Genomic DNA, 12,289 nt, shown 5'->3' with positions numbered 1-12,289 from the left:
TAATAAACCAAAGTCCTAATTTAAAAATTACTACTAAATACAAGTTTTGAAAATTAAATTCGAAAATATTAACAGCAAAATATATCACAGATGCTAAAAATGTAGGGTATAAAAAAGCCTTAAAAACTTTAAAAGAATTCAATTTCAAAATTCTATTATTGAAATAGAAGTAATAAAACATCATTTGAATGACTACATATATAGCATAACCAATTACAGCAGAGCCAACAGAAAAATATGGTGCTAAATATGAATTAACAACAATAGATATCACACAAGCTATCGCTGAACTAAATACTAACATTCTAGTTTTTCTAGTTGCAAGAACTAAACTAGCGGCAGGTCCATTATGTAAGAATAATACTATTGTAATAACCCAAAGCACAAGCCAATAATAAAGATGCTCATATTCAATTCCCACATAAAGTGATAATATTTCTTTACCACATAAAATAAAAGGAAAACAAATTAAACAAGTAAAAATAGAGGTGTATCTTGTCCCTACATATGCAAATTCATTTATTTTCTCAACATCACAATTTTGGATTAAACTAGAAGTTTTAGGTAGAAAAATACTAGTAGACATACTTCCCATTGAAATTATAAAAGCCGTTATTGTTTCTAATATTCTAAAATCCGCAACTACACCTGCCCCATTGTTAGAAAACATAACTAAAACTATAGGCCTAAGTTTAACAGCTGACATTTGAAAAATAGCCATTAATAAAATAGCTGAACTATATTTTAAAATTATATTAAAATTCTTCCAATCCGTCCCTAGCTTAAAGTTTGATATCAATTTGTTTTTCTTCGAAACAATTGCAAGTGGTATAATCACTATAGAATTTGATACTGTAAACAGAAAAAAATAAACTTGAAGACTACATCTAAAATAAATAACATAGAATGTAACAATTAGACTTAAAACAGTAGACAATAATTTAATTTTCTGTACATATGAAAATTTTGAATCTGCAATAAGTAATTGATTAAAAACAGAGCCTGCCCAATTAAATATTGAAAAAATGGCAAGAATAATAAATAAATAAAATAATTCATGTTCATGATTTGGATCAATTTTAAAAAAATGCAATCCATAAAAAGCTACGATTAAGAGGGCAATAGAATTAATAGCACCTATTATTGTATAAAATGTTATACTAGTTCTTGCTACACTATCTAATAATTTATTTTCATTATTTGCAATCCATTTTGAGAAAAAATTAATTGCACCCGTATTCACTCCCATATCAAGAAGCTGTAAATATGCATTTACAGATACTGCAATAGTAATTAATCCAAAATCATCACGCCCAAAATATGTCAATAAAAGAGGCAAAGTAATAAACTTAATAAGTGCATTACTTAAATTTGAAATGATACTCCAAGAAATAGATTTAGCAAAATAATTTGATGAATTTTTCATCTCAACATCATACTATTTAATTCATCAATTTTCAACATTAAATCAACCTTGTCTAATTCCCACCATCTAGAAGTTTCTAATAAAGAAATTTTATCTCTATTAAATCTCATTCTTATAAATTTACAAGGATTCCCAGCCACAATAGAGTAAGGAGGAACATCTTTCGTTACAACACTTCCTGCTCCAACAATAGCACCTCTACCTATTCTATTTACACCAGGTAAAATTATAGCATTATCTCCAATCCAAACATCATCTTCTATTATTAAAATTTTAGATCTATCTAACTTATCTTTCAAAACACCTCCTAATAATGGGTTATATGTTATAGCATGAGATGTAAATAAATCGATAGGATGATTAACTGTGAAAAATTTTGCACTCTTAGCAATAGAGCAATAATTGCCAAAATTAACTTTACCTTGTATATTAAATCTATTAATACATCCACTCTTAACACTACCATAGCCAATTGATATTCCATGGATCTCTTTGAAGATATATTGCACAGTAACAGAATAGCCAAAACCTTCCACGCTTAAAAGATATTTAACTAATAGGTTTCGAAATCTATTATTTGGTATTTTTTTATATAGTATAAATGCTAAATTATTAACCTTCATTTCAATTCAATTCTCTTTAATGTTCCCAAAAACTCTTTGACACCAGATTTCAGACTTTTTTTAAACATAATATTTAATAAACCTAAATTATTGAACTTAATCAACCCCCCAGTAATTAAATACATGGCACTTATCCGCCAAGCAGATAATATCCTTCTATTGTATTGGTAAGTATGTATATTTTTCAGAGTTGAGACATCAATTTTTTCATTCGATATAGCTCCAGCAGCAACAGCATCTTGGTAAAGCTCCTTACCATTTTCAGTACGGATAAAGCAAAAGTTTCTACCATCTGCTTCAGTAAAGTCAGGGTAACCATCCTTTGTATTCCAAGAGTCACCTGTAGATATATCGGCTAATAAGCCTATTCCATCGGGACATATTTTGCACCTTAGGCCTAATGTTTTTCCTAATACTTTTCCCCAACTGTCATTATAGGATGCTTTTATAGAATCGCCATCCGCCCATTTAGCTTCAAAATCTCCTGGCCAACCGTCGCCTCTATATTTTAAAAAGTTTGGATCTTCTATTTTATTTTTAGAATTTACGAGCTGTTTTGTTGCTTCGTAACTCGGTATTCCTGCACAAAAAATAGCTAGGGTATACTTAATTCTATTTTCATATTTAGGGTATATTTTGACAAAATTTTTAATCCCTGCTATATCGCAGGGCTTTCCTATAAAACCAAAAATATCATTGGAAGACTCTAATATCTCTATTATACGATCAAAAACTAATGCAGGTGCATATCTCGATTGTGCATTTTTAAAAACTTCTTCTTTTGTTCGAGAAATTAGCAATCCATTATATAACCAAGATTCTTCAACAACTCCAACCTGCAGAATGGCATCAACTTTTTTAGAATCTAATAAATGAATGGCCAATGCTGAAATAACCCCACCTGTAGCACTCTTTTTTCGCAACTTGTCATCCAAAGACCATGACTCGGTAACATCTAATACACCTCCCCATACTTTCGTGTCGCTATTACTCGATACACTTGGCAAGTTATTCCCCATGACACTGATACCTGGACAAACTTGAAGAATTGTATTATTCTCTGATTCTGTAAGGGCTGTTTTAAACTGAGGTCTATAAAAACCTTCTTTAGAAATGGTCATATTGCACTTTTCCTTTCCTACAACAGCCTCACAAAGACCACAGCCCAAGCAAAGACCAGCTTTAAGGATATCTTCTACTTTTTTCATGAATTACTTATTTTGTAATAAAAAGAATCCACGTAATTTCTCATGCAATAATTCTCCTCTCTGTTTAACCACTCCATTAAGACGGTGTTCTATTATATTTTTTAATTGTTCCCTAGATTCAAAAGCATTCTTAAGAGAGTCCATTAATTCTTCTTGATTCTGATTAATTAAATCACCTAAATAATTATACTGCAGGGTATCAACAAATAAACCATTAAACTTTCTTGAATAAGCTAATGGAAGCACTGGTACACCAGAAGAAAATGCCGCAATTGTGGCGTGCATTCTAGCACCTACAAAAAAATCCATTCCAGATATATAACTCTTAGCTTCCATTGGACAAAAGAAAAATGGTGCTAATACAATTCTATCATCATTCAATTTATTATACAAATCATAAGAAACAGCATAATCGTTCTCCACATTTACCTCTCCCAATAGCACATGCGAAACTAGGTGTACTTTTACATTACTGAATGACAGGAAATAATTAATAATATTTTTAACAGTAGACTGAAAATCAGACTTAAGACCAAACTGATTGTTACCAGTATAGCCACCATTCCATAATAATCCAGATATATTTAAGCCAACATGGGTATATTCATCATTAAGCTTCCTTTTTTTGAAAGGCATTAAAAAGGCAACATCTATATATTCATCAATACTTTTTTGAGGTAAATTTTCTTTGACATAACTCAAACTCTGAAAGTCTCTAGCCATGACCATATCTGCCTTTTGAAGACTTAATAAGGCGCGGTACTTAATATTATTATCACTAAAGGGACCAATAGTCTGCGGTAAAATACAATAAGGTTTTTTATAAAATCGTGCTAACCTATGCACTCTATCAATTATATTAAACCTTCTTAAACCATAAATATCTGAAAAGCTATCACCTTGACCTATATCTAATATAAAATCAGCATTTTTCATGATAGAACGATTGCTAAAGTATTCTTTAAATTTTAATATACTTTTTGCCCAATGCTTAATATCAATTTTATTCAATCCTATTGGGTATGCACAACTTGTATATTTTATTTCTCTACCACCTATATTTATAGTTCTTTCTTTATTATCCTTGAAGCCAGAATCAGGTAGATAAAATTTATATGCGATATTATTATCACGCATTATTTTATCTACAATATACATAGTAGATATGCTTAATGCTACACATCCTCTATTTCCATTATTTATTGGCATATTAGCCAAAACTATATTCATGAAACTATAATCTAATATTAAATAATCTATTTACTCCAAAATTTCTTTTTCTTTTTGGTTTCACCGCTATAATCTCCATAGCCGTAACCATAGCCGTAGCCGTAGCCGTAGCCGTAGCCGTAGTTTCCATAGTAAGACCCCTTGGTTTTGACATCATTGATCACGAGTTGAATATTTTTAATTTTATTAAGCTTCGCTAAGTCATTTGGAATTTGTAGCTGTTCCTTATAGGTATAGTCTTGACGTACCAAGTACAGACAGGTATCAGCGTACCGTGATAAGAGCTGTGCATCAGTCACCAAGCCTACCGGAGGGGCATCCATAATGATGTAATCATATTGTTTTTTGAGGTTTTCTAAAAGTGTTATGGCACGAGGATGTACGAGTAGTTCGGCAGGATTGGGCGGAATAGCACCTGCCTGTATTACATCTACAAAATCATGAACACCAGAGCGCACGATAATTTCTGCGATTTGCAATTCTGGACGCACCACATACTGGGAGAATCCCTTTTGTGTCTCTAATCCAAGTTTTGAAGTCACCGAAGGCTTGCGCAGATCGAGCTCCATGATAAGTACCTTTTTGTCTAATAGCGCCAAGGATACCGCTAAGTTTAGAGCGACATATGATTTTCCTTCCCCAGACATCGAAGAGGTCATCACAATCGTCTTGCCCCCATTGAGCGAAAACTCAAGGTTGGTCCTCATAGTCCTGAATTGCTCCGCAATCACGGAACGGGAACTATTATTAACGACCACCTGGCCCACTTCATCGGAGTGTGATATAGCCCCCAGTATCGGTAATTTTGTCAATCTATCGACATCTTCAAAACTAGATACACGTACATTAAATAAATCTTTTATATATAAAATAGCTAAAGGTACCAGTAAACCTAGAAATAAGCCAACGACATAAATCATTCTAGACTTAGGTGCGAATGGTAATTCCTCTGCTTTTGGAGAGTCAATGATCTTCGAATTGGATACATTCGCGGTACGACCTATTGCTGTCTCTTCCCATTTTTCTTGCAAAAATATATACTGTGCTTGTTTGATCTGTTGCAGTCGTGCCAAGTCTATATAGCCACGTTCGATGGTAGGAACATTTTTAATCTGTGAGTTAACCGTATTGGAGAGCTTGAGTTGATTGGCCTTCGTTAATTCCAAGTTCTTGCGTGAAGAAGCTACATTGGCAATCATATCGGCACGCAATCCTGCGATCTGTGCCGTGATATTTAGTACTAATGGGTTGTCCTCCGTATTGGCCAACAATAAACGTTCGCGTTGCAATACCAGTTCATTATACTTGCTGACCAAACCATTGAAAGCGATATCCTGTGGAATTACCGATGACGGTACTACACGCGGATGTGCTACATTTTGCAAATATGCAGCCATAGCATCCAACATCGCTATCTGTGTCTCTACCTCTGCTAAGCTCTTCGTATACGAAGAAGAGCTTTCCAATAGGATTTTGCTCTGTTGCGAAATATCTGCCAGCTGCGTAGCCTGCTTGTAACCAGATATACGATCCTCAACCCCTGCTAGCTCTTGTGTGATCTTCGATAAGCGCTGGTTGATAAAGGACAGGGTGGAGTCGGCTACGATATTCTTGTCGTGGAGGTTGCGGGACACATATTCTTGGATCAAGGAGCCTAATAGGTGCTCTCCTAGCTTAGGTACTTGATGATCAAAACTTAGATCTATAGTAGAAACTAATTTATTGGTTAATTCAGCAGTAAATGCTTTCATAAATGAATTTACCACCTTGCGGACAGGCGTAATGGTAAAGCCATATTGACTTTCTAACGACACAACGTCCGCATTGGGTGTAATACGTAAAGTCCCGACGCCAGAAAGCGTAAAGGGATGACCTATCTTGACATTAATTGTCGTATCTTGATTGTCCAATACAAGCAAATTATTCGCTGATTGCTCTATATCAAAGTAATAGCTCCTAGCAATAGAATCTGGATTGGATAAAAGTTCTACAAAATAGGGCGCCCGTATTACAGGCATATCCTTTACTGTTCCTTTTTTGAAATAGCTGATATAGGCTGCTTCTTTGATGACCATCACGTGCATAAGATCTTGCGTACGCAATATCTCGACCTCATTGTCGACGGAGTTTTTGGCCCCCATGATACCAGATAGCTCACCTAATGCTGATGCCCCCATCATACCACCACCTTTTTTATCGTCTTCGACGATGAGTTTGGCATGCACCTTGTAAGTAGGTACGGTATAACGTACATAAATAAAGGCTATCGCAAAACCTATAGCACCACAAAGCACAAACCAATACCAATTGCTAAGCACTTGTCCTACAAAACGAAGGAGTTGTTTATTATCCGTTTTTGTATCTTGGGTTTCAAATTCTTCTTCCCAATCAATATTTCTACTCATTGTATTCTTTTCTTAACGTATATTTATATCTATCTAAATAAGCTTATAATCTAGAGAATGCGACTACTAATAATGATAGGAAAGATCCTATCATGGCAAAAGTTTGCGTTCTTGCTGCATTATTAGATGCAGCCTTGCCTTTACCGGGCTCTACATAGAGCACATCATTTTGCTTTAGATAGAAGTAAGAAGAAGCTAAAATGTCGCTATCGTTCAGATTGAGGCGTATCAATTCTTTTTGCCCATTGAGTTCGCGTATCAACAACACATTTTCGCGCTTCCCGAAGATGGTTAAATCCCCAGCCAAACCGAGTGCATCTAATATGGACACCTTTTCGTTGGGTATAGTATAAGTTGCGGGACGTGCTACCTCACCTAAGATGGTAACCTTGAAATTCGTAAAACGTACCTGTACATTGGGCTCCTTATAGTATTGTTTGGCCTTTTCTTCGATGAGATTTCTAGCTTGAAAAGTGGTCAATCCACCCACCTTAATACTACCCAATAGTGCCATCTGTATATTTCCATTTTTGTCTACCATAAAACCGGAAATCATTTGGTTACCAACATTGCCTGCCGAGCTGGCTCCAATTGCCTGCATGGCCATGGTCTGGTTGGAGACCAAAGCAGTACTGGGATCCAAGGTATGTATGGTGATATTGAGGATATCATCTGACTGGATCGTAGGTTCCTGAAACTGGGATGCTGTTTTTATTATTTGCAGAGTATCTAAGGGAAGATCATTAAAATAAACAATTTTCTTAACCGAACAATTACTAAAGAATAGTACGGCAAATAAAAGAATAAATGCGCTTAATCGTGCACTTATTGTTACTAAATTTTTTTTCATTACGTTATAAACTATGATTGTAGTTTCATTTCAAAATTAAAAGAGATATTATCCCTTTTGCCTGTCATTATAAAAGTACGCTATGCGTACACCTTAGCTCTTGTGCTACCTGTAGCTATAGGTTATACAAGATACTACCCAAGGAGTACCTTTGTATAGAAATTCCCGGTCGGCGCGCCCGACCGGTATATTTCCCTACAATCACAAGTTTTAACACTTGAGTTTCTGTATTGGACAATTGTCCTCTTATAATTTATTACATGCTTCGCGCAAAATAGCAAGGTTTGTAGCGCCTATTTTCTCTCCGATGACGTCGCCCGGTTGGATACCTACCGTAGCTGTGTTATCTAGATTGATAGATTTGTTCAATACTTCTTTTACCTTATCTTGGTAATATGCTTTGAAGTTGTATTTGGTGCCATCAGTCTTCAACAATGTTGTACGCAACAATCCGTTCGTTACCTCTCCCAATAGCGCATAAGGAGCAGAAGAACCCGCTTCTTTGTAATAAACATGGAAAGTAGGTAACAATGTGATAGTTTCTGTTTTATTTGGACAACGTACATACAATTGTAATGTTGCAAACTCAGCTCCTGTCGGTGGATGAGGGTTTGGCAATACCACATTGCTCTCTTGTCCACATGCCGCCAATGGTGTCGTCAAAATAACCGCTCCTTTAGCGTCTTTTACCACAATGGATACATCTTGTGCGGGAAGATTATTCAACAGAATAGTAGCATTATCCGTAGTGATAGAGTACACTCTAGTATACGCCAACTGACCACGGTATAATACATCTACCGTAAGTGGATAGGTAGTGCCATTGGACATCCAATCGCCAGAGAAGTTGACACGGTACCCCGTTTCACAAGCTTCTGCAAATTTTGTTGACATAAAATATGATAAGTGATTAATAGCATAATCACCACTGAAGCCTAATGCTGTAGAACCTTTAACGGTAACGGCTTGCTCAAATTTCCATATATTGTCGCTCGTACTATTACTGAATATGTCAAACACTTGACCTGCCGCAATAGGATTTCCTGTCGCTGGATCAACATAATCTGCTGCAAATGGTGCACCTATCACAATAGGCTGACTAAATGATCTTACTGCCGTACCATTCACAATCATATCCATTTTTATAATTGACAATGGTGTGGTAAAGGTACCTGCCGCAGTAGTACCATCGCTCACGACGGCCTGATCTACAGATAAGGAACCCCCTGGTAGATAATCTTCAATATTATTACTTGCCGGATTGAAACCGATAACGTTGATCAATAATGGACCTCCAGAAAGGATATTGCTAGCTGCATCGCTGAATTTGGTTCCTGCAGGAATAGTAATTGTCAACGGCTTGCCGCCAGGAAATGGCGAAGGCATTTCAAGAGCTATAGTCTCTAATGTAGCGCCATCAGGAGATAGATTTACACTAAACTGTTTCTCTACAGCACCTACAGGCAATTGTGAAGGCTTTAATAATGTTACAACTTGTACCCCTGTATTGGCATCAGAGATAATGACAGGTACAATCTGATTATTATAACCTGCAGCTTTTACCTCTACACGAAAATTTACAGTCGTATTGCCATTAACCATGATATTTGGATCCAACCCAAACGTAACCATCCCATCAACGACTTTAAAATCACGTGTCCCAGAAGCATTGTATATATTTTGGGTTTCACCCGAATTTAAGGCTACTGTTGCCCCAGGAATCACATTGCCATCTATATCTACAATACGTATAGTAGACTTTTGCTTAATTACCTCTGTACTAATCTGTAAATTAAAATCCTTTAAGGGATTTTGACACGACACCACGCCTGCAAACAAGGTGGCTACTACTAAATACTTTGTTATATTAGTTATTTTCATAATTTCCTGTTATTTATATCTTAGCTTACCAAAACGATAACTGATGCCAACCTCTACTCTAGGCAAAAATCTATAGCTTTTGATATTTTCCTCGATGATAGAGGCATTATTCACATTCTCCGCTAATAAACCCGTAGCTGCCATGGATACCGATGGCTTGCTTAAGTAATACATACCAAGATCAACATTCAATGAAAATTTATTATCGATAACAATATTAGTCCATCCAATACCTGCATATGGATTGATCGTTTTTTTCCATTGTACATCCGTATTAATTGTTCCTACTAACTCCGGATCAACCATGATATCACCAAACTTATAAGGATCTCTTAATTTCGATTTTAAACTCCCGTTAAGTTGTGTAAAATAAGCCCCACCTAATTGAACACTGAAACTACGGAAGAAGCCACCGTTTTTTACAAATGGTGTCCATCCAAATAATAAAGATATATTGGTAGATTTAGCAGATATATCCGTACTAAGCTCTCTATTTGAGTAATTGCCCAATATATTCGTTGAAAAAGGCATATGACTAAAGCCCAAACGCGCGCCAAATTCTTTTGAAATGGGTTTGTAAATCTGCAAACCAAAGCCGGCTGTTCCAGCATGTATACCTACAGCAAACGGCTGTGGATACCCATACTCATAAGTTAATCTAGGATTGCTATCCCCTCCTTCCGCATAAGTCGTCTTTGAAGAGACTAAGCAGAAGATAAACAGCATCACCACTAAGGACGATTTTTTCATCTTCATAATTTTAGATAGATTATAATTAATTTTCATTTAATAAGCGTTTTTTTCCCCCTTCGCCATATTGAAAGCCGTCATAACAATAATCTTGAAGTCCAACATCACAGACCAGTTGTTCATATACTCCAAATCATATTCTACACGCTTTGCCATTAGCCCAGGTTCGTTTGTTTCTCCACGATACCCATTGACCTGCGCCCACCCCGAAATACCAGGCTTTACGTAATGACGCACCATATAATGCTGTATCAACTTACTGTAATGCTCGGTATGTGCTAACATATGTGGCCTAGGTCCTATAATACTCATCTGTCCCAAAAAGACATTTATAAACTGCGGAAATTCATCTAAACTTGTTTTGCGCAAAAATTGACCTATCGGAGTAATACGACGATCCCCTTTGGACGCTTGCTTAGAATTTGAATCGGTATTAACGACCATACTTCTGAATTTCAAACAATTGAAGCTCGTATTATTTCTGCCGGATCTCTGTTGTTTAAAAAAGATAGGTCCTGGACTTTGTATTTTGATGATTAACCCTACAATGGGTATCAACCAAGATAATATAAAGACAATTACAAATCCAGAAATCAATATATCGACGATGCGTTTCTTGAAACGATTGTTCATCTCCGATAAGGAGTTTGCATGGAAACGCAAAACAGGCAAGTCTAGTTCCAATGCATCTTTCAATGTAGATGAACCACCAATACTTGCGGTAACAGCATGCACAAAATTCAACTTTACACATTGAAAATCAGCAGCTTCAATAATGTCATTAGTATGCGCAAATACATCGGGGGAATTTACGAGAAACACTTCGTATGTACCTTTTTTGCTCACTTCCTCAAAATAACGCTTAAATTGTGCTACTTTTTCCTCCTTTGTATTCTTGTCTACAGCATCATAATAAGGAATTGTATTAATGGTATAAAAGCTATGATTATGTGGAAATGAAGCGATCACATTACCCAAATAGTCATTATGTCCAATTACAAATACATCCTTTGCCCAGCCCATTCGCTTAGGCAATACTTTGTATACATATACCAGTACAAAACGAGATAAAATAGCATAAACTCCCAAGAAAAGAAACAAAAAGCTTAACAGTTGAAAGGTTTGTTTGATGTCAAAAATTGAAAATAGTAGAATACTAAAGCACGCGGCAATCAAAAGACCGGTAACAAGGGTACTTCTAAATATCTTCTCCATATATTCAATCTTTTCATCGGAGTAGATACGGGTGTATAAGCATGCTAATGCAATAGTAAAATTGAAGACTAAAGATAGGGAGAGTATATTATTTACAGTAAGAACAGTTGTACTTACAAAACCAAAATGTGTAACAAACATTAAAGTAAAGCCTAAAATGAGATTTAGGAATATAATATCTGTCGTCGCTATCAGCAACTTTAAGCACATCAAAACTCGATTTGGTACGTATCTATACATAAATGATATACACAGACCCAAAAGACTTAATGGTCAATAGAATAGAAACAACAGACAAGCCTAGCCTATATATAAAAATGATATATAATAGCACAAGATGATCAGCCCATTACAAATAACAGGATATGTTTTACTTTCTAAGTACCTCGATTAGGGTCATTTAATTAATAATTTTTCTTTTCACAGGTTTTGCATTTTTTAAAAGCTATTCCTAAGTAATAGCTATTAAAAAATAAAATAATTTGTAGCCGTTAAGCTACACTCTTTAGTGTTATTACACCAACTTTGCAATGATTGTAGACTCCAAAGGTAATTGAAAAATTACATGGAACCAACAAAAAAATTATATTTTAATAAAAAAAAGAAATTAAAAAATTGAAATTCAGCAATATATGTATGATTTTATTGATTAATTTAAAAAACTATAAAATAAAAAATCTACAAATATAAGATTAAATTTT

9 protein-coding genes are annotated in these 12,289 nt (G+C 35.2%); all 9 read right to left on the bottom strand.

From position 1 onward, the window contains the following. A partial coding sequence (locus IP023_RS15270; protein WP_241791274.1) for a lipopolysaccharide biosynthesis protein occupies positions 1 to 1,426 on the bottom strand: 1,426 nt, incomplete at its 3' end. Further along, positions 1,423 to 2,049 (bottom strand): CatB-related O-acetyltransferase, encoded by a 627-nt coding sequence (locus tag IP023_RS15915; protein WP_317224561.1) that lies wholly within the window; start codon positions 2,047 to 2,049, stop codon positions 1,423 to 1,425. The genes IP023_RS15270 and IP023_RS15915, both read right to left, overlap by 4 nt. Then, positions 2,046 to 3,257: a Coenzyme F420 hydrogenase/dehydrogenase, beta subunit C-terminal domain gene (locus tag IP023_RS15260; RefSeq protein ID WP_241791273.1), complete on the bottom strand. Its 1,212-nt coding sequence runs from the start codon at positions 3,255 to 3,257 to the stop codon at positions 2,046 to 2,048. The genes IP023_RS15915 and IP023_RS15260 overlap by 4 nt, the downstream gene beginning before the upstream one ends. 3 nt (positions 3,258 to 3,260) lie before the next feature. Further along, positions 3,261 to 4,487: a polysaccharide pyruvyl transferase family protein gene (locus IP023_RS15255; RefSeq protein ID WP_241791272.1), complete on the bottom strand. Its 1,227-nt coding sequence runs from the start codon at positions 4,485 to 4,487 to the stop codon at positions 3,261 to 3,263. 26 nt (positions 4,488 to 4,513) lie between these two features. After that, on the bottom strand, positions 4,514 to 6,892 hold the full coding sequence (locus IP023_RS15250) for a GumC family protein (protein ID WP_241791271.1): 2,379 nt from the start codon (positions 6,890 to 6,892) through the stop codon (positions 4,514 to 4,516). A gap of 43 nt (positions 6,893 to 6,935) precedes the next feature. Further along, positions 6,936 to 7,742, bottom strand: coding sequence for a polysaccharide biosynthesis/export family protein (locus IP023_RS15245; protein WP_241791270.1), 807 nt, complete (start codon positions 7,740 to 7,742; stop codon positions 6,936 to 6,938). A gap of 246 nt (positions 7,743 to 7,988) precedes the next feature. Then, on the bottom strand, positions 7,989 to 9,623 hold the full coding sequence (locus tag IP023_RS15240; protein WP_241791269.1) for a hypothetical protein: 1,635 nt from the start codon (positions 9,621 to 9,623) through the stop codon (positions 7,989 to 7,991). A gap of 9 nt (positions 9,624 to 9,632) precedes the next feature. Continuing rightward, positions 9,633 to 10,379 (bottom strand): hypothetical protein, encoded by a 747-nt coding sequence (locus IP023_RS15235; protein ID WP_241791268.1) that lies wholly within the window; start codon positions 10,377 to 10,379, stop codon positions 9,633 to 9,635. 30 nt (positions 10,380 to 10,409) lie between these two features. Next, the gene (locus IP023_RS15230; protein WP_262914428.1) at positions 10,410 to 11,798 is read right to left on the bottom strand and encodes an exopolysaccharide biosynthesis polyprenyl glycosylphosphotransferase; all 1,389 of its coding nucleotides are present in this window, start codon (positions 11,796 to 11,798) and stop codon (positions 10,410 to 10,412) included. Positions 11,799 to 12,289: the final 491 nt, after the last annotated feature.

The organism is Sphingobacterium rhinopitheci, from assembly GCF_022627575.1.
Lineage (GTDB): Bacteria > Bacteroidota > Bacteroidia > Sphingobacteriales > Sphingobacteriaceae > Sphingobacterium > Sphingobacterium rhinopitheci.
This window is presented reverse-complemented; position numbering and strand designations above follow the sequence as displayed.